15 protein-coding genes, 2 tRNA genes and 1 pseudogene are annotated in these 18,693 nt (G+C 71.9%); 4 read left to right on the top strand and 14 right to left on the bottom strand.

Annotated features, from left to right (window positions below; genetic code table 11):
* The first annotated feature begins 65 nt into the window (after window positions 1–65).
* Entirely contained in the window at window positions 66–1,256 is a 1,191-nt protein-coding gene (locus FIV43_RS01500; protein ID WP_141012699.1) for a benzoate/H(+) symporter BenE family transporter, read from the top strand.
* On the opposite strand, the gene FIV43_RS01495 is transcribed toward FIV43_RS01500, so the two are convergent.
* On the bottom strand, window positions 1,243–2,481 hold the full coding sequence (locus FIV43_RS01495; protein ID WP_181407643.1) for a SpoIID/LytB domain-containing protein: 1,239 nt from the start codon (window positions 2,479–2,481) through the stop codon (window positions 1,243–1,245). The genes FIV43_RS01500 and FIV43_RS01495 overlap by 14 nt on opposite strands.
* 61 nt (window positions 2,482–2,542) lie before the next feature.
* On the opposite strand from FIV43_RS01495, the gene valS reads away from it, so the two are divergent.
* Window positions 2,543–5,179: a valine--tRNA ligase gene (gene valS / locus FIV43_RS01490; protein WP_141012697.1), complete on the top strand. Its 2,637-nt coding sequence runs from the start codon at window positions 2,543–2,545 to the stop codon at window positions 5,177–5,179.
* Window positions 5,180–5,349: 170 nt separating this feature from the next.
* Here valS and clpX read toward each other — a convergent pair whose 3' ends face one another.
* From clpX to lpdA, 13 genes and pseudogenes are all read right to left on the bottom strand, one after another.
* A complete protein-coding gene (clpX, locus tag FIV43_RS01485) occupies window positions 5,350–6,627 on the bottom strand; it encodes an ATP-dependent Clp protease ATP-binding subunit ClpX (RefSeq protein WP_141012696.1) in 1,278 nt (425 codons plus the stop codon).
* 109 nt (window positions 6,628–6,736) lie between these two features.
* On the bottom strand, window positions 6,737–7,342 hold the full coding sequence (locus FIV43_RS01480; protein WP_141012695.1) for an ATP-dependent Clp protease proteolytic subunit: 606 nt from the start codon (window positions 7,340–7,342) through the stop codon (window positions 6,737–6,739).
* A gap of 7 nt (window positions 7,343–7,349) precedes the next feature.
* Entirely contained in the window at window positions 7,350–7,970 is a 621-nt protein-coding gene (locus FIV43_RS01475) for an ATP-dependent Clp protease proteolytic subunit (RefSeq protein ID WP_141015671.1), read from the bottom strand.
* 131 nt (window positions 7,971–8,101) lie between these two features.
* Window positions 8,102–8,545: a PrgI family protein gene (locus tag FIV43_RS01470; protein ID WP_141012694.1), complete on the bottom strand. Its 444-nt coding sequence runs from the start codon at window positions 8,543–8,545 to the stop codon at window positions 8,102–8,104.
* A 79-nt stretch (window positions 8,546–8,624) separates the two neighbouring features.
* The gene (locus FIV43_RS01465) at window positions 8,625–9,815 is read right to left on the bottom strand and encodes an esterase/lipase family protein (protein ID WP_141012693.1); all 1,191 of its coding nucleotides are present in this window, start codon (window positions 9,813–9,815) and stop codon (window positions 8,625–8,627) included.
* Window positions 9,816–9,941: 126 nt separating this feature from the next.
* The gene (gene tig / locus FIV43_RS01460) at window positions 9,942–11,360 is read right to left on the bottom strand and encodes a trigger factor (protein ID WP_141012692.1); all 1,419 of its coding nucleotides are present in this window, start codon (window positions 11,358–11,360) and stop codon (window positions 9,942–9,944) included.
* A 57-nt stretch (window positions 11,361–11,417) separates the two neighbouring features.
* A tRNA-Pro gene (locus tag FIV43_RS01455) sits at window positions 11,418–11,490 on the bottom strand.
* A gap of 28 nt (window positions 11,491–11,518) precedes the next feature.
* Window positions 11,519–11,589 (bottom strand) — tRNA-Gly (locus tag FIV43_RS01450).
* A 140-nt stretch (window positions 11,590–11,729) separates the two neighbouring features.
* Window positions 11,730–12,779, bottom strand: a complete 1,050-nt coding sequence (locus FIV43_RS01445; protein WP_141012691.1) for a PP2C family protein-serine/threonine phosphatase — start codon at window positions 12,777–12,779, stop codon at window positions 11,730–11,732.
* Window positions 12,776–13,633 carry an Fpg/Nei family DNA glycosylase gene (locus tag FIV43_RS01440; protein ID WP_141012690.1) on the bottom strand — a complete coding sequence of 286 codons (858 nt, stop codon included), beginning with the start codon at window positions 13,631–13,633 and terminating at the stop codon, window positions 12,776–12,778. Before FIV43_RS01440 ends, FIV43_RS01445 begins: the two co-directional genes overlap by 4 nt.
* On the bottom strand, window positions 13,626–14,123 hold the full coding sequence (locus tag FIV43_RS01435; RefSeq protein WP_141012689.1) for a ribose-5-phosphate isomerase: 498 nt from the start codon (window positions 14,121–14,123) through the stop codon (window positions 13,626–13,628). The genes FIV43_RS01440 and FIV43_RS01435 overlap by 8 nt, the downstream gene beginning before the upstream one ends.
* A 55-nt stretch (window positions 14,124–14,178) precedes the next feature.
* Window positions 14,179–15,545: pseudogene (locus tag FIV43_RS01430) on the bottom strand (NAD(P)H-quinone dehydrogenase).
* A gap of 217 nt (window positions 15,546–15,762) precedes the next feature.
* Complete coding sequence (gene lpdA, locus FIV43_RS01425) at window positions 15,763–17,166, bottom strand: dihydrolipoyl dehydrogenase (protein WP_141012688.1); 1,404 nt, start codon at window positions 17,164–17,166, stop codon at window positions 15,763–15,765.
* Window positions 17,167–17,302: 136 nt separating this feature from the next.
* Here lpdA and FIV43_RS01420 point away from each other — a divergent pair, with 136 nt between their 5' ends.
* On the top strand, window positions 17,303–17,755 hold the full coding sequence (locus FIV43_RS01420; protein ID WP_141012687.1) for a gamma-glutamylcyclotransferase family protein: 453 nt from the start codon (window positions 17,303–17,305) through the stop codon (window positions 17,753–17,755).
* Window positions 17,756–17,805: 50 nt separating this feature from the next.
* Entirely contained in the window at window positions 17,806–18,609 is an 804-nt protein-coding gene (locus FIV43_RS01415) for a purine-nucleoside phosphorylase (RefSeq protein WP_141012686.1), read from the top strand.
* Window positions 18,610–18,693: the final 84 nt, after the last annotated feature.

Raw genomic sequence — 18,693 nt, 5'->3', positions numbered from 1 at the left:
CCTCCGACTAGGGTTCCGTGAACGGAACCGTTCTGTATACAGAACCCTAGCCACCGGGAGACGCGTTGACCACCGAGACCGACCACGGGCCCGTCGTCGCCGGCGTGATCACCGCCGTCGTCGGCACCAGCAGCTCCTTCGTCGTCGTGCTCGCCGGGCTGGCCGCGATGGGCGCCACCCCCACCCAGGCCGCATCCGGCCTGCTCACCCTCTGCGTCACCCAGGCGCTCGGGATGCTCTGGCTCAGCCTCCGGCACCGGCTGCCGATCTCGCTGGCATGGTCCACCCCGGGGGCGGCCCTGCTCGCCTCCTCGGCCGGGGTCGCCGGCGGGTGGCCCGTCGCCGTCGGCGCCTTCGCGGTCACCGGCGTCCTGATCGTGCTGACCGCCGCGCTCCCCCGGCTGGGCGACCTGGTCGCGGCGATCCCGCCGAGCCTGGCCAAGGCGATGCTCGCCGGCGTCCTGCTCCCGCTCTGCGTCGCGCCGGTCACCGCCCTGGTGGACGACCCCGCGGTGGTCGGCCCGGTGGTCGGGACCTGGGTCGTGCTGCTCGCCGTCGCTCGGCGCTGGGCGGTGCCGGGCGCCCTGCTCGTCGCGCTGGTGGCCGTCGCCCTGACCGCCGACGTCAGCGCCGACTCCTGGTGGCCCCACCTGGAATGGACCACCCCGCAGTGGTCGTGGGCCGCGCTGATCGGTATCGCCCTGCCGCTCTACGTGGTCACCATGGCCTCGCAGAACGTGCCGGGCGTCGCGGTGATGGCGGGCTTCGGCTACCGGGTGCCCTGGCGCGAGACGCTGACCGTCACCGGCCTCGGCACCCTGGCCGGAGCCGGCACCGGCGGGCACGCGATCAACCTGGCCGCGATCACCGCCGCCCTCACCGCCGGCCCGAGCGCAGGACGTGATCCGTCGCGCCGGTGGATCGCCAGCGTCACCGCGGCGGCGACGTACCTGGTGATCGCGGTCGGCAGCACCGGCCTGGTCGCGCTGGTGGTCGCCGCCCCGGGAGGCGTGATGCAGGCCGCGGCCGGCCTCGCCCTGCTCGGCACCCTGGCCGCGTCTCTCTCCGACGCGCTGGCCGACCCCGCCGACCGCGAGGCCGCCGCCGCCACGGTGGTCGTCGCCGCCTCGGGCGTCACCCTCGGTGGCGTCGGGGCCGCGTTCTGGGCACTGGTCGTCGGCCTGGCCCTGCGCTGGGTGCTGCGGTGGCGGGCGAGCCAGGCGTCACCGCCGCCGCGCCGGGTCAGGCGACCCTGAACCAGGTCGACCGCAGCCCGAACGCGATCCGGAAGGCGTCGCCACTGACCGTGGTGGAGCCGGCCGACCCGATCACCCGGATCGAGACCACCCGGCCGCCCCAGGCCCCGTTGCCGTCCCGCTTGACGATCCGCACCCGCCGGTAGTCGCCGATCCCGGGATAGACGTTCTCGATGGCGCCTGCGGCCAGACCGTGCTTCCAGCTCCGGTAGGGATTCCCGGACCACCGGTCCCACGGGTCCTGCCGGGCCCGCAGGTAGCCGAACGAGCCCTTCGTCGTCCAGCCGCCGTTGCTCGCGGAGAACTGGGTGAAGGCCAGGGCGCCGCCCTTGGTGCGCAGCACCTGCCGGCGGGTGGCCCTGATCGCGCGGTCGGAGGCCGGGTGCGACTGCCCGACGCCGCCGTAGACCTGGCAGGAGGAGGTGTCGCAGAGGTGGTAGGCGTCCTTGGCGTTGGACGCTCGCTCGAAGGCGGCGTACGTGCGCGCCGCGACGGCCTGGGACCGCACCGCCTGGGGGTGCCACAGCGCCGGCACCTCCAGCGGTACGACGCCGCGCAGGTAGGCCTCCATGCTGAGCACGTTGACCGTGGCCCGGCCGCCGGCGACGATGCTCGATCGCAGCGCGCCGGCGTAGGCACGCGTCCCCGACGGCGTGACCAAGCGCAGTGGCTTGCCGCTGCTGGCGAACTCGGCCTCGCCGCGCACCGTGCGGACGGTGTGCCAGCCACCGTCCAGCACGGAGAGCCGGCTGCGCCCGCCGACCGCGGTGATCCGCCAGCGCTCGGCGCCGGCGCGGCCGAGCTTCCAGGTCCGGCCGCCGGCGACCTGGCGGAACCGGAGGCCTGCCGCGTGGCGCACCACCACGTCGTCGGTGGTGTCCGCGGTGATCAGCACCCGGATGCTGCCGCCGGCCCGACCGAGCCGCAGCCCCGGGTAGTAGAAGGAGAGGATCTGGCGATAGCTCCTGCCGTGCTGGCTGGCGGCGCCCTGGGCGCCGTACTGGGACAGCCCGTGGCCGTGGCCGTAGCCGCGTCCCTGCAGCGTCAGGGCGCTCGCCCGGCCCACCGGACGGCGCGCGGGCGGGTCGTCGACGGCCATCGCGACACCCGCCCCAGCGGCCGCCGGTCCGGCGGGATCGGCCGTCGCGGCCTGCACCGGGGCGCCCGGGAGGGCGGTCAGGACGAGGGCGAACAGGGTGGCGATCGGGAGCAGGAGTGAACGCACCGGGCGATGGTAACGCGGTCCGATTCGGGCTCCGACCTGCAGCGCTCTAGGATTTGTGTCCATGGAAACGACCCAGGACAGCCAGGCAGCGGAGACGACACCGGCCACGACGGCCCCCGTCGTCGCCGTACCCGAGAAGCCTGCGCTCGAGGGCCTGGAGCAGAAGTGGGCCGAGCGGTGGAAGGACGAGGCGACCTACGCCTTCGACCGGACGCAGCCGCGGGACAACGTCTACGCCATCGACACCCCGCCGCCGACCGTCTCCGGCAGCCTCCACGTGGGCCACGTCTTCTCCTACACCCACACCGACCTGATCGCCCGCTACCAGCGGATGCAGGGCAAGTCCGTCTTCTACCCGATGGGCTGGGACGACAACGGTCTGCCCACCGAGCGTCGGGTGCAGAACTACTTCGGCGTCCGCTGCGACCCGAGCCTGCCGTTCGACCCCGACTTCACCCCGCCGGAGAAGCCGGACCCGAAGCGACAGGTCCCGATCAGCCGTCCGAACTTCATCGCGCTCTGCGAGCAGCTGGTGGAGAAGGACGAGCAGGTCTTCGAGTCGCTGTGGCGCACCCTCGGCCTCAGCGTCGACTGGGACACCACCTACACCACGATCGGCCCGAAGGCGCAGACCGTCAGCCAGCGGGCGTTCCTGCGCAACCTCGCGCGTGGGGAGGCCTACCTGCAGAAGGCGCCGACCCTGTGGGACGTCACCTTCCAGACCGCGGTCGCCCAGGCCGAGCTCGAGGCGCGGGAGTACGCCGGCGCCTACCACCGGGTCGCCTACCACCGCCCCGACGGATCGCCCCTCTACATCGAGACCACCCGCCCGGAGCTGATCGCCAGCGTCGTCGCGCTGATCGCGCACCCCGACGACGAGCGGTACGCCGACCTGTTCGGCACCACCGTCACCTCGCCGGTCTTCGGGGTGGAGGTGCCCGTCCTGGCGCACCCGGCCGCCGAGCCGGACAAGGGCGCCGGCATCGCGATGTGCTGCACCTTCGGCGACCTCACCGACGTGCAGTGGTGGCGCGAGCTGCAGCTGCCGGTGCGCACCGTCATCGGCCGCGACGGCCGCTTCACCCGGGACACCCCGGAGTGGCTCGCGGGCGAGGCCGCCGCCGCGGCGTACGAGGACCTGAAGGGCAAGACCGTCCACTCCGCCCGCGAGGCGATGGTCGCCAAGCTCCGCGAGACCGGTGACCTGGACGGCGACCCGAAGAGCACCCAGCGGATGGCGAACTTCTACGAGAAGGGCGACAAGCCGCTCGAGATCGTCTCCACCCGCCAGTGGTACGTGAAGAACGGCGGCCGCGACGCCGACATCCGCAACGCGATGCTGGCCCGCGGCGCCGAGATCGAGTGGCTGCCCACCCACATGAAGCACCGCTTCGACAACTGGGTCGGCGGCCTCAACGGCGACTGGCTGATCTCCCGCCAGCGGTTCTTCGGCATCCCCTTCCCGGTCTGGTACCGGCTCGACGCCGAGGGCGAACCGGACTACGACAACCCGCTGCTGCCCACCGAGGAGCAGCTGCCGATCGACCCGTCGACGCAGGCGCCCGAGGGCTACACCGAGGAGCAGCGCGGCGTGCCGGGCGGCTTCATCGGCGACCCGGACGTGATGGACACCTGGGCGACCTCGTCGTTGACCCCGCACATCGCCGGCGGCTGGGAGAGCGACGACGACCTGTGGCAGCGGATCTTCCCGATGGACCTGTGCACCCACGCGCACGACATCATCCGCACCTGGCTCTTCTCCCGCGTGGTGCGCGCGCACTTCGAGAACGACGCCGCTCCGTGGTCGCACGCGATGATCTCCGGATTCATCGTGGACCCGGACCGCAAGAAGATGTCGAAGTCCAAGGGCAACGTCGTGGTGCCCAACGAGATCCTGGACAAGTACGGCGCCGACGCCGTGCGGTGGCGTGCGGCGATCGCCCGGCCCGGGCTGGACTCCCCCTTCGACGAGAAGCAGATGAAGGTCGGCCGCCGGCTGGCGATGAAGGTGCTCAACGCGTCGAAGTTCGTGCTCGGCGGGGTGAAGGCCACCGAGCTCTCGACCGTCGCGATCACCGAGAAGGTCGACTGCGCGCTGATCGGCCGGCTGGCGCAGATCGTGGTGCGGGCGACGGAGGCCTTCGACGCCTACGACTACACGACCGCGCTCGAGGTCACCGAGAAGTTCTTCTGGGAGTTCTGCGACGACTACCTGGAGCTGGTCAAGGAGCGCGCCTACGGCGAGGAGGGCGAGAAGGCCACCGAGTCGGCCAAGGCGACGCTCGCCGTCGCGCTGGAGGTCCAGCTGCGCCTGCTCGCGCCCTTCCTGCCCTACGTCACCGAGGAGGTCTGGTCCTGGTGGCGGCCCGGCTCGGTGCACCGCGCCCCGTGGCCGGTGGTCGGCGCGCTCGGCTCCGCGGCGGCGGAGGACGCCCGGATCATCGACGCGGTGGCGGCCGCGCTCACCGGCATCCGTGGCGTGAAGTCGCAGGCCAAGGTCGCGATGAAGACGCCGCTGGCCTCGGTCACCGTGACCGGCCCGGAGAAGGCGGTCCGCGACGCCGAGTTCGCCGCGGCCGACCTGCGAGCCGCCGGCAAGGTCGTCGGCGAGCTGACCTTCACCGTCGACGCTGGCGCCGACGAGCTCGCCGTCGCCGCCGAGCTGGCCGAACAGCCCGACACCGACCAGAAGGCCTGACCGGCCCCTGCCGATCTCTGCCGACCACGAGGAACGGCGGCCGCCCGGAGGGGGCGGCCGCCGTTTCTGCGTCCTCGGCCTTCACGCCGACCGGGATCAGCCCGGCGTCGCTGGGCCGGACTCGCTCGGACCGTGTTGCTTCAGGCGGTGCCGGCTGAGACCGTGCTGGCTCAGGCGGACTTCTTCTTCTTGGTCTCGCGCAGCACCAGCGTCGGAGCGGCGTCGTCGTCGACCACCTCGCGGGTGAGCACGACCTTCTCCACGTCACCGCGGGAGGGCACCTCGTACATCACGTGGAGGAGCACCTCCTCGATGATCGCGCGCAGGCCCCGCGCTCCGGTGCCCCGCTCCATCGCCTTGTCCGCGATCGCCTCGACGGCGTCCTCGGTGAACTCGAGCTCGACGCCGTCGAGCTCGAAGAGCTTGCGGTATTGCTTGACCAGGGCGTTGCGCGGCTCGGTCAGGATCTGCACCAGGGCCTCGCGGTCGAGCTTGTTGACGCAGGCGATCAGCGGCAGCCGACCGATGAACTCGGGGATCAGTCCGAACTTGGTGAGGTCCTCGGGACGCACCTGCTGGAGGAGGTCGTCGGCGTCGCGCTCGGCCTTGCCCCTCACCTCGGCGGTGAAGCCGAGCGACTTCTTGCCGACCCGCTGCTCGATGATGTGCTCGAGCCCCGCGAAGGCACCGCCGACCACGAACAGGATGTTCGTGGTGTCGATCTGGATGAACTCCTGGTGCGGGTGCTTGCGCCCGCCCTGGGGCGGCACCGAGGCCGTGGTGCCCTCGATGATCTTCAGCAGCGCCTGCTGCACGCCCTCGCCCGAGACGTCGCGGGTGATCGACGGGTTCTCCGCCTTGCGGGCGACCTTGTCGATCTCATCGATGTAGATGATCCCGGTCTCGGCCTTCTTCACGTCGTAGTCGGCCGCCTGGATCAGCTTCAGCAGGATGTTCTCGACGTCCTCACCGACATAGCCGGCCTCGGTGAGCGCCGTGGCGTCCGCGATCGCGAACGGCACGTTGAGCATCCGGGCCAGGGTCTGCGCCAGGTAGGTCTTGCCGCAACCGGTCGGGCCGATCACCAGGATGTTGGACTTGGCGACCTCGACGATCTCGTCCTTGTTGTGCTTGCCGCCGGCCGGCTGCACGCCCGCCTGGACCCGCTTGTAGTGGTTGTAGACGGCGACGGCGAGGGACTTCTTCGCCTGCTCCTGGCCGATCACGTAGGAGTTCAGGAACTCGAAGATCTCGCGCGGCTTGGGCAGCTCGGCGAGCTCGACGTCCGATCCCTCGGCGAGCTCCTCCTCGATGATCTCGTTGCAGAGGTCGATGCACTCGTCGCAGATGTAGACGCCGGGGCCGGCGATGAGCTTCTTCACCTGCTTCTGGCTCTTTCCGCAGAAAGAGCACTTCAACAGGTCGCCTCCGTCACCGATACGTGCCACGGACGGTCCTCCTCAGGTGTGAACTCCCCGACGGTACCCCTGGTCGCCCCGACCACGGGGGCGACACGAGGGGGACCTCGGAGCGGTCGTCATCAGTTGTGGTGACCGGTCAGGCCAGGGCCGGCGTCTTGAGCGAGCTGAGCACCGAGTCGATCAGACCGTACTCCATCGCCTGTGCCGCGGTGAGGATCTTGTCGCGCTCGATGTCGTTGCTGACCTCGTCGATCGACTTGCCGCTGTGGTCGCTGATCATCTTCTCCAGCAGCTCCCGCATCCGCAGGATCTCGTTGGCCTGGATCTCGATGTCCGAGGTCTGGCCGAACGTGCCCTCGGTGTAGGGCTGGTGGATCAGGATGCGACTGTTGGGCAGCGCCAGGCGCTTGCCCTTCGTGCCGGCGGCGAGCAGGATCGCGGCCGCGGACGCGGCCTGCCCGATGCAGGTCGTCTGCACGTCGGGCTTGATGAACTGGATCGTGTCGTAGATCGCGGTCAGCGCCGTGAACGAACCGCCCGGCGAGTTGATGTAGATGCTGATGTCCTGGTCCGGGTTCATCGACTGCAGGCACAGCAGCTGCGCGATGACCGCGTTGGCGACCTCGTCGGAGATCGGGGTGCCGAGGTAGATGATCCGGTCCTCGAACAGCTTGGCGTAGGGGTCGATCCGACGGACGCCGTAGGAGGTCCGCTCTTCCCACTGCGGGATGTAGTAGTTCATCGTTGCCTCAGTCCTTCTTGTGGGCGGGGCGGCCCTGGTCGGACGCCTCGCGGGCGCTGGTGATGACCTGGTCGACGAGGCCGTACTCACGCGCCTCCTTGGCCGTGAACCAACGGTCGCGGTCGGCGTCCTCGGTGACCTGCTCGACCGTCTGACCGGTGTGCTCGGCGATCAGGTCGAGCAGCACCTTCTTGATGTGCAGGGACTGCTGGGCCTGGATCTTGATGTCGGAGGCGGAGCCGCCCATGCCCGAGGAGGGCTGGTGCATCATGATCCGCGCGTGCGGCAGCGCGTAGCGCTTGCCCTTCGCGCCGGCGCAGAGCAGGAACTGACCCATCGAGGCGGCGAGGCCCATGCCCACCGTCGCGACGTCGTTGGGGATGTAGTTCATGGTGTCGTAGATCGCCATGCCGGCGTCGACGGACCCACCCGGGGAGTTGATGTGGAGGAAGATGTCCGCCTCGGGGTCCTCCGCGGAGAGCAGCAGCAGCTGCGCGCAGATCGCGTTCGCGTTCTGGTCGCGGACCTCGGAGCCGAGGAACACGATCCGCTCGCGCAGCAGGCGACTGTAGATGTTGTCGTCGAGCAGGTTGAGGCCCCCTCCGCCGTTCATCTGCGGCGCGGCCATCTCGGGATTCGGAGTCACGCTGCGACCCTAGCCGTGAGGGCCGTCGGAACCACGCGATCCGGGGCCCTGTTCGCCGACAGCGGATTCTCGCCGCGCGCCGGTCGACGCGGGCTCCGCGACCGCGTCCGCGGTCACATCCCCAGGGTCGGCACCGCCAGGAAGAGGAAGAACGCCACCGGCAACCCGACCGCCACGAGCGCCAGCACGGCGAGCGTGAGCCCGCCGGGGCGCCGGGCCAGCAGCAGGGCCGGCACCCCGCAGAGCAGGCCCAGCACCCCCGGCGCCCCGACGATCATGGCGAGCACGTAACCCAGGCCGACCAGCGGGTCGTCGGTGGTGTCGTTGTCGGTGGCGATCCACAACGCGGCAGCGGCGACGACCTGGGCGACGGCGACGACCAGCGCGATCACCGCGCAGACGACGGTCGCGGTACGACGCGGCGCCGGCCGCGACGCCCCGTCGACCGGTCCGCTCCCCCACCCGGGCGCGTCGTCGCGCCCCGCGTCCCGGCCCGCGCCCGGATCGTGGCCGGTGGAGGGGCGGGACTCGGTGTGCGGTTCGGAGTGCTCGCTCATGGCACCAGCCTCACCGACCGGGGCACCGGACCGCGTGAGCGCGCGTGCTCATTCCCGGGCCGGCGCTCCCTCCTCCGACTCACCCGGCCGGCTCGTCCAGCCAGCGCTCGAGCGCGCGCAGCACCTCGGGATGGTTGAGCAGGCCGAAGTGGTCGGTGCCGCCGACGTGCAGCAGGTCGGCGTCCGGGAAGAGGGTGCGGCCGCCCGGCGCCCGTCCGACGGCGGACCCGGGACGCACCAGGAGATCGCCGAGGACGTGTCCGACCGGGCTCCGCGGCGAGCGGGAGAGCGTCGCCGACACCAGCCGGTGGCGGGCCCGCGGCAGCGGCGCCACGTCGTCCCCCAGTCCGTCCACCAGATCCCGGACCCCGACCGAGCGCCGGTCCAGGATCCGGCCGAACGCGGCCGTCTCGGGCAGCACGTCGAGCCCGCGGACACCGTGCCCGATCCCGCGGGCGATCGGGGCGCCCAGGTGCGGGGTGCCGAGGGTGACCAGGTCGCTGACCAGCTCCGTCCAACGCTCGGCGCCCGCGGCCGGCTCGACGCCGACCGCTACGGCCGCCCGGGCGACCAGCCCGCCCATCGAGTGCCCGACCAGCGCGATCCGGGTCACCGGCACCGGCCACGCCTCCACGACCTGTTGCAGCAGCCCGGCCAGTCCCGCTCCACTCTCCCGCAGCCCGAGGCCGGTGTTGAGGCGCACCAGCAGCGGGGTCCAGCCGTGCGCGGCGAGCGCCTCGGGGTAGGTGGTGCCGGTGCGCTCGGCGTGCAGCCGCCAGTAGGACTCGTTCTCGCACAGGCCGTGGACGAAGACCACCAGCCTCCCGGTCGCCTCCGGGTGTGCCGCGGCCAGCGCTGCGGAGGTCGGCGCTACGTCGCGCCCGTCGTCTCGCAGCGCCACCGGGATGGCCAGCCGCGGCCGTTCGGCCACCAGCCGGTCGCCGATCAGCCCGTTGACCGCGCTGGCGACGAAGCGTGCCCGCGGTCCCTGCTCCCAGACCGGGCCGAGACCGGCGGAGGCGGCCCGGTCCAGCCCGGCCGAGGTGGCACGCAGGCCCGCACCGATCCCGCCGTACACCGCCGTGGCGATCGCCCCGTGCACCGCCTCCGGTACGACGCCGGCCCGGCCGGTCACCCGCCGTACGGCCCCGTGCGACCGCCGTGCCCACGCGGCGTGGGTGTCCCTGGCCGTGGCGACCACCAGCTCGTCGGTCATCTCGGCGAGCAGGGAGAGGGCGTCCGCGAGCCGCGGACCGGTGGCGGTGGCCATGACGCCGACGGTAGCCGATCCAGTGGACAGTTGTGCACCGGAAGCGCGTCGATCAAGGGCGCAGATGCGCGATGGGCGCCGATCCCCCGGGATCGGCGCCCATCGCGAGCGTTGCAGGGCCGAGGATCAGTCCTCGGTCTTCTCCTCGGCGGCCTCAGGAGCCTCGGCGACCTCAGGAGCCTCGGCGGCCTCGACCTCCTCGACGGCCTCGGGGTCACCGATCGAGCCGTCGGGCAGCAGGTTCTTCAGCTCGACCGGGTTGCCGGAGGCGTCCTTGACCTCGGCGGTCTCGACCAGCACCGCGAGCGCCTTGCCGCGGCGGATCTCCGAGACCAGCTCGGGCACGTGGTTGTGCTCGAGCATGTGGTTGACGAACTCCTGCGGGTCCTGACCGGACTGCTGGGCGCGGCGGACCATGTGCTGGGTGAGCTCGTTCTGGTCGACGCCGATCTCCTCCTTCTCGGCGATCTCGTCGAGCAGGAACTGGGCGGCGACGGCGTCGCGGACCCGGCGCTCCAGGTCGGCCTCGAACTCCTCCTGGGTCTGGCCCTCGTCCTCGAGGTACTTCTCCAGGGTCATGCCGGCGAAGCCGAGCTGCTGCTCGACGCTCTGGCGGCGCGCGTTGAGCTCCTCGGTGACCATGGTCTCCGGCAGCGGGATCTCGACCTTCTCGAGCAGGGCCTCGAGGACCGCGTCGCGGGCCTCGGCGGCCTGCTCCAGGCGCTTGCCGCGGGTGAGCCGCTCGCGGACGTCGTCGGTCAGCTCGGCCAGGGTGTCGAACTCCGAGGCCTCCTGCGCGAAGTCGTCGTCCAGCTCGGGGAGCTCCTGCTCCTGGACCTGCTTGACGGTGACCGCGATCTCGACGTCCTGGCCGACCAGGTCGCCGCTGACCAGCTGCGAGGTGAAGGTGGCGCTCTCGCCGGCGGAGAGGCCGGTGAGGGCCTCGTCCAGACCGTCGATCATGCCGCCCTTGCCGACCTGGTAGGAGAAGTCGGAGACCTCGCCACCCTCGACGGCCTCGCCGTCCTGGGAGGCGGCCAGGTCGATCACCACGAAGTCGCCGTCGGCGGCGGCGCGCTCGACGTCGCTCAGCGTGCCGAACCGGCCGCGGAGCGCCTCGACCTGCTCGTCGATGTCCTCGTCGGAGACCGCGAGGTCGTCCACCGAGGCCTCGAGGCCGTCGTAGGCGGGGATGGTGATCTCCGGCTTGATGTCCACCTCGGCGGTGAACTCGAGGGAGTCGTTGTCCTCCAGCTTGGTGACCTCGATCTCCGGCTGGGCCAGCGGGGTGAGGTTGTTCTCCTGGAGGGCCTCGGTGTACGCCTTCGGCAGCACATCGTTGATGGCCTCGTTCAGGACCGCGCCGCGGCCGACCTGACGGTCGATGACCTGCGGCGGCACCTTGCCGCGGCGGAAGCCGGGAACGTTGATCTGCTTCGCGATCTGCTGGTACGCCGCGTCGAGGCTCGGCTTGAGCTCCTCGAAGGGCACCTCGACGGTCAGCTTGGCCCGGGTCGGGCTCAAGGTCTCGACGGCGCTCTTCACAGGTGGTTCTCCTACGTGATCAGGGGGTGGTGCGGGGCAGTCCGGTACGTCGTCCGGTCGGGGCGACAGGACTCGAACCTGCGGTCTCCTGCTCCCAAAGCAGGCGCGCTAGCCACTACGCTACGCCCCGCCAAAGAGGCCGATGCGGCCCCTCTGAGAGGGGATGACGGGAATCGAACCCGCGTAATCAGTTTGGAAGACTGAGGCTCTACCATTGAGCTACATCCCCGCGTCGGGACCGGCGACGATGCTGCAGGTCACGATGCGCATGTCATGGTGCCACATGGCGCTGCACCGGCCCCAACCGGCGCCGGTCTGCGAGCACCGCCTCCCGCCGGCCTACCGGGCGGGGTCGCCGTCACCGGTCGGTCAGCGGGCGCGCCGGTGCACCAGCAGCGCGGCGCGATCGTCCTCGGGGGACCCGACCGCGGCGACCAGGTCGGTGACCACGCCGTCCCACGAGTCCACCGCGAGGGCCTCGGCGGCGCCGAGCATGGCGTCGATGCCCAACTCGATGTCGCGCCCGGGCTCCTCGACCATGCCGTCGGTGTAGAGCAGCAGGGCGTCACCGGGCAGAAGCTGCCCCGTCACCGGCTCCGGGGCGCTGCCCTCGAACAGGCCGAGCACCGTCCCCTCCGCCTCCACCACGCTCCAGCGGCCGGTGCCGGCGTGACGGTGCGCAGCCGGCGGATGGCCGGCGGTGCGGACGGCGTACTCGCCGGTGGTGACGTCGACGGAGAGGTGCACCGCGGTCGCGAAGCCCTCCTCCCACGCCCGCTTGATCAGGAACTCGTTGGCCGCGGGCAGGAAGCGGTCCGAGGGCAGCGCGCCGAGCAGGCCGCTCATCGCGCCGGAGAGCTGCAGCGCCCGGGTCCCGGCCGCCTCGCCCTTGCCGGAGACGTCGACGACGGCGACCTCGAGGACCGTGCCGCACTCGCGGGTGGTGGCCACCACGAAGTCGCCGGCGAAGGGCGCCCCGCCGGCCGAGGTCATCGCCGACTCGACCAGCCAGCCCTCGGGCATCGAGGGCAGCTCCCCCTGGGCCCGGATCCGGTCGCGGAGGTCGACCAGCATCGACTCCCCCCGCAGCCGGCCGATGCCCAGGCCGTCGCGCAGCCCGATCATCACCACGGTGAGGCAGAGGCCGTACTGGACGGCGAACGCGGCGATCGTCCGGGCCGAGTGGGACTCCTGGAAGATCGCCGCGAGGGTGAGGCACAGCGCGGTGTAGACCGCGAAGGAGACCATCCGCTGCCGGCTCAGCAGCAGCGTGCTCAGGAAGAGCGGGACGGTCAGCGGGGTGAACGGGAAGTCGGAGGGGAAGAACGCGACCAGCACCACCACGACCGCCGACGCGGCGCCGAGCACCAGGGTGGTGATCGTGTCGGGGCCCAGGAACTGGGAACGGGGTCGACTCATCGTGCGACCGCCCGCGACCGGAACACCGGTTGGCAGTGAGCGCACCAGAACAGGTTGCGGCCCCCGAGGACCTCGGTGCGGACCGGTCGCCCGCACACGTGGCAGGGCATCCCGGTCCGGCGGTAGACGTAGACCTCGCCGCCGTGGTCGTCCACCCGCGGCGGACGGCCCATCGCCTCGGGGGTGTGCTCGGGCCGGACGGTGTCGATGCGTCCGGTCGCCACCCCCTCGGTCATCAGCACCACCAGATCGTCCCAGATCGCCCGCCACTGCGAGACCCGAACGGTGCGCCCCGGTCGCAACGGATGGATCCGGTGCCGGAAGAGCACCTCGGCCCGGTAGACGTTGCCGACGCCGGCGAGGACGCTCTGATCCATCAGCAGCGTCCCGATCGGGGCGGCGCTGCGCCGGATCCGCTGCCAGGCCCGATCCGGGTCCGCGTCGGCGCGCAGCGGGTCCGGCCCGGAGCGGGCGACCACGGCGTCCCGCTCGGCGGTGGAGACCAGGGCGCAGGTGGTGGCGCCGCGGAGGTCGCCGTACCCGGCCGGCCTGGTGGCGGAGGCGGGACGGACCAGCCGGAGCCGCACCTGGCCGACGGGCGGTGGCACCTCGTCCACCTCGTCGTGCACCAGGAACGTCCCGTAGAGCCCGAGGTGGACGTGGACGAACCGCTCACCGGAGAACCCGATGAACAGCTGCTTGCCCCAGGCCTCGGCGCCGAGCAGGTCGGCACCGTCGAGCTGGCGCGCCGCGTCCTCGAACCGTCCCTGGGGGCTGCCGACCCGGACCGTGTGCCCACCGAAGGTGTGGCCGAGGTCGCGCGCCAGGCGGTGGAGGGTGTGCCCCTCAGGCATCGAGCGCCGAGGCGGGGAGCGGCGGCAGCTCGCGGGTCTTCTCGTAGGCGGCCATCTGACCGATCCGCCGCACGTGCCGCTCGTCGCCGGAGAACTCGGTGGTGAGGAAGACCTCCACCAGTCGGGTCATCTCCTCGAGCGGGTGCATCCGCCCGCCGACCGCCACCACCCAGGCGTCGTTGTGCTCGCGCGCCAGAGCGGCGGTCTGCTCCGACCAGGCCAGCGCGGCGCGGACGCCCTCGACCTTGTTCGCCGCGATCTGCTCGCCGTTGCCGGAGCCGCCGATCACCACGCCGAGGCTGTCCAGGCCCGCGGCCCGGTCCGCGGCGACGCCCTCGGCGGCGCGCAGGCAGAAGACCGGGTAGTCGTCGAGGGCGTCGTAGAGGAACGGGCCGTGGTCGACCGGCTGGTAGCCGTTGTCGGTCAGCCAGGCGGTGAGGTGGGACTTCAGTTCGAGACCGGCGTGGTCGCAGCCGAGGTGGACGCGCATGGGCGCATCCTCTCACCGGCCGCGGCCGGGCACGAAACGTGCCCGGCGGGCCGGTTCAGGCGTGGTGCAGCCGTCGTGCGGCCTCGGCGATCGAGCCGCTCATCGACGGATAGACCGTGAACGCATGGGCGAGCTGGTCGGCGGTCAGCGACTCCGCGACGGCCAGCGCCACCGGGTGGATCAGCTCGCTGGCCCGCGGACCGACCACCACTCCCCCGACCACGATGCCGATGCCCGGCCGGCAGAAGAGCTTGACGAAGCCGTCGGCCACGCCCTGCATCTTCGCCCGCGGGTTGCCGCGCAGGGGCAGGTTCACCGTCTCCGCCTGGATCTCGCCGGCGTCGACGGCGCGCTGGGAGCACCCCACGGTGGCGATCTCGGGGGCGGTGAAGACGTTCGAGGCGACCTTGGAGAGGTCCAGCGGCTGCACCGCGTCACCGAGGAAGTGCCACATCGCGATGCGTCCCTGCATCGCCGCCACCGAGGCCAGCATCAGCACGCCGGTGCAGTCGCCAGCGGCGTAGACCCCCCGGGCGGAGGTGCGCGAGACCCGGTCGACGTTGACGAAACCGCCGTCCTTGAGGATCACCCCGGCCTCCTCCAGACCGAGCCCGGCGGTGTTCGGCACCGAGCCCAGCGCCAGGATGCAGTGCGACCCGGTGACCGTGCGCCCGTCGGTGAGACTCACCGTCACGGTGTCGCCGTCCCGGGTCACCGACTCCATCCGGGAGCGTCCGAGGACGGTCATCCCGCGGCGCTGCGCGACGTCCTCGAGCAGCTCCGCAGCGTCGGCGTCCTCACCGGGCAGCACCCGGTCCCGGGAGGAGACCAGGGTGACCGGGATGCCGAGGGCCTGGTAGGCGCTGGCGAACTCGGCTCCGGTGACCCCGAGCCGACCACGATCAGGTGCTCGGGCGCCTCGTCCAGGTCGTAGACCTGCTCCCAGGTCAGGATCCGCTCGCCGTCGGGCCGCGCCGACGGCAGGGTGCGCGGAGCGGCGCCGGTCGCGATCAGCACCGCGTCGGCGTCGTACGGCGTCTCGGTGCCGTCGTCGGCGACCGCGATCACCCGTCCGGGACCGTCCAGCCGCCCACGGCCGCGGACCACGGTGACCCCGTCCCTGGCCAGCCGTCGCCCGATGTCGGCGGACTGGGCCAGGGCCAGCGCCTTCACCCGCCGGTTCACGTCGGCGAGGTCGACGCGCGGCGGGTCGGAGTGGATACCGAGCTCGCCGGCGGCGGCCAGGTCGGTCATCACCTCGGCCGTGGCGATCAGCGTCTTGCTGGGCACGCAGTCGGTCAGCACCGCGGAGCCTCCGATGCCGTCGGAGTCCACGACCACGACCTCGGCGCCCAGCTGCGCGGCGACCAGCGCCGACTCGTACCCACCAGGTCCGCCACCGACGATCACCACGCGTGCCATGGCGGCCATTGTTGCAGTGCCGGTCCCGCCGGGCCGGTCCAGGCCGACGGCCCGGTCCGAGTTCGACGGCGGAGACGTGCCGGACCCACCGCGCTGCGGAGCCGCACCCGCGCGCCGGGACGAGTGGTGGACGGCCCGAGGACGCACGGGACCCCGCCTCCGTGCTGGAGACGGGGCCCCGGACGGACCGGCCGCGCCTCGCGGGCGCGGCGGCGGGTCAGAGGTTGATCATGTGACCGGCGATCCCGTGGATCGCCTCCTTGACCGACTCGGTCAGGGTCGGGTGCGCGAAGACGTTGCGACCGACCTCGTCCGCGGTGAGGTCCCACTTCTGCGCCAGGGTGAGCACCGGCAGCAGCTCGGTCACGTCGGGGCCGATCATGTGCGCACCGAGGATCTCGTTGTACTCCGCGTCGGCGACGATCTTGACGAAGCCGACCGCGTCACCGAGGCCCTGCGCCTTGCCGTTGGCCGAGAACGGGAACGACGAGGTCTTGACGTCGTAGCCGAGCTCCTTGGCCTGCTGCTCGCTGTAGCCGAAGGAGCCGATCTGCGGCTGGCAGTACGTCGCCCGCGGGACGAAGTCGTACTCGATCGGCATGGTCTCCGCGCCGGCGATCGTCTCCGCCGCGACGATGCCCATGCCCTCGGCGACGTGGGCGAGCATCAACTTGCCGGTGACGTCGCCGATCGCGTAGACGCCCTCGACGTTGGTGCGGCCGTAGTCGTCGATCGCGATCGCGCCGCGCTCGGTCAGCTCGACACCCGCCTTGTCCAGGCCGTAGCCCTCCACCCGCGGGGCGAAGCCGAAGGCGGCCAGGAACTTGTCCGCCTCGAGCACCTGCTCCTCGCCGGACCCGTCGGCCGGGGCGACCCGGACCTTGACGCCGCTGCCGGTGTCCTCGACGCCCTTCACCGCGGTCGAGGTCAGCACCTTCACGCCGAGCTTCTTGTAGTGCTTGGCCAGCTCCTTGGACACGTCGGCGTCCTCGGTCGGCACCATCCGGTCCAGGAACTCCACGATGGTGACGTCGACGCCGAAGTTCTTCATCACGTAGGCGAACTCGACGCCGATCGCGCCGGAGCCACCGATGATCATCGACCCGGGCAGGTTCTCGTCGAGGATCTGCTCCTCGTAGCTGACGATGTTCTTGCCGTTGACCTCCACGCCGGGCACGGTGCGCACGGTGGCGCCGGCGGCGATGATGAGGTTGTCGCAGGTGTAGGAGGTGACGTCGCCGTTGTCGGCGGCCACGTCGATCGCCTTCGGGCCGGTCAGGGTGCCCCAGCCGTCGATCTCGGTGATCTTGTTCTTCTTCATCAGGTAGTGGACGCCCTTGACGATGCCGGCGCTGACCTGGCGCGACCGCTTGTGGGTCGGCGAGTAGGACATCGTGGCGTCGCCCTCGATGCCGAACTTGGCCTTCTCGTGGGTCAGCGTGTGGGCGAGCTCGGCGTTCTTCAGCAGCGCCTTGGAGGGGATGCAGCCGACGTTGAGGCAGACACCGCCCCAGTACTGCTTCTCCACCACGGCGACGGACTTGCCGAGCTGGGCGGCGCGGATCGCGGCGACGTACCCACCGGGGCCGGCACCGAGGACGAGGACATCGAAGTGGGTCACGGACCCAGCCTAGTTGCCCCGGGCCGGACGGCGCCTGTCGGGGAGATCCATCTCACCGGCTCCGGCGCGGCGGCGTGACCAACCCCTCGCCGAGGGCCTCCACCGCGCCCGGACCATGACCACTACCCTGGCGTGCGTGACCGCCTACGCCGCCTACGGGACCAACCTGGATCCCGCCCGGATGGGCGAGCGGTGCCCGCACTCCCCGCTGCAGACCACCGGCTGGCTGACCGGGTGGCGGCTCACCTTCGGCGGCGAGGAGCACGGCTGGGACGGCGCGCTGGCCACGATCGTCCCCGACCCGATCGAGCAGGTCTTCGTCGCCGTGTACGACGTCACCCCCGCCGACGCCGTCGCGCTGGACCAGTGGGAGTCCGCCGACTCCGGCCTCTACCGCCGGACGAAGGTGCGCCTCTCCACCCTCACCGGCGAGGTGGTGGCGTGGACCTACGTCCTCGACGCCTACGAGGGCGGCCTGCCGTCGGCCTCCTACCTCGGGGTGCTGGCCAACGCGGCCGAGGCCGCCGACGCCCCGGCCGACTACGTCGCCGCCCTCCGCCGGCGGGACTGCCGCTCCACCGGTCTGTGACCCCGCCCGGGGGCGACGCGGCGCCCGTCCGGGTGTCCTAGGCTCGCTCCGTGACCGAGCAGCCCACGCCGTACGCCCTGGCCGACCAGGCCGCCGCCCGCCTCGCCGAGCTGACCGGCGTCGCCCGCCACGACGTCGCGCTGGTGCTCGGCTCGGGGTGGCTCCCGGCGGTCGACGCCCTGGGCACGCCGACCGCGGAGATCGACACCACCGAGCTGCCGGGCTTCAGCGCGGCCGCGGTGGCCGGGCACAGCGGGAAGATCCGGTCGGTCGCCGCCGGGGACCGCCAGCTCCTGGTCTTCCTCAGCCGGACCCACTACTACGAGGGCAAGGGCGTCGAGGCGGTGGTGCACGGCGTGCGCACCGCGGCCGCCGCCGGATGCCGCGCGATCGTGCTGACCAACGGCTGCGGGGGCCTGAAGGAGACCTGGAGCCCCGGCCAGCCGGTGCTGATCAGCGACCACATCAACCTCACCGGCCGCTCCCCCATCGTCGGCGCCGACTTCGTCGACCTCACCGACCTCTACTCCGCTCGGCTGCGCGACCTGTGCCGCGAGGTCGATCCGACCCTCGACGAGGGCGTCTACGTGCAGTTCCCCGGGCCGCACTACGAGACGCCCGCGGAGATCGGCATGGTCCGCGCCATCGGCGGCCAGCTGGTGGGCATGAGCACCACCCTGGAGGCGATCGCGGCCCGCGAGGCCGGGATGGAGATCCTCGGGATCAGCCTGGTCACCAACCTGGCCGCCGGGATCACCGGGGAGCCGCTCAACCACGCCGAGGTGCTGGAGGCCGGCCGCGCAGCGGCCACCCGGATGGGCGGGCTGCTCAGCCAGGTGGTGCCGCGGATATGACCCGCGCGCCGTCGGCCCTGACTGCGGCGGGGTCGGGGTGCCGGCGGGTCGGCGACCGATCGGTGCGCGCGATGATCGAGCGCT

This window comes from Nocardioides sambongensis (assembly GCF_006494815.1).
In the GTDB taxonomy this organism is placed as follows: Bacteria; Actinomycetota; Actinomycetes; order Propionibacteriales; family Nocardioidaceae; genus Nocardioides; species Nocardioides sambongensis.
This window is presented reverse-complemented; position numbering and strand designations above follow the sequence as displayed.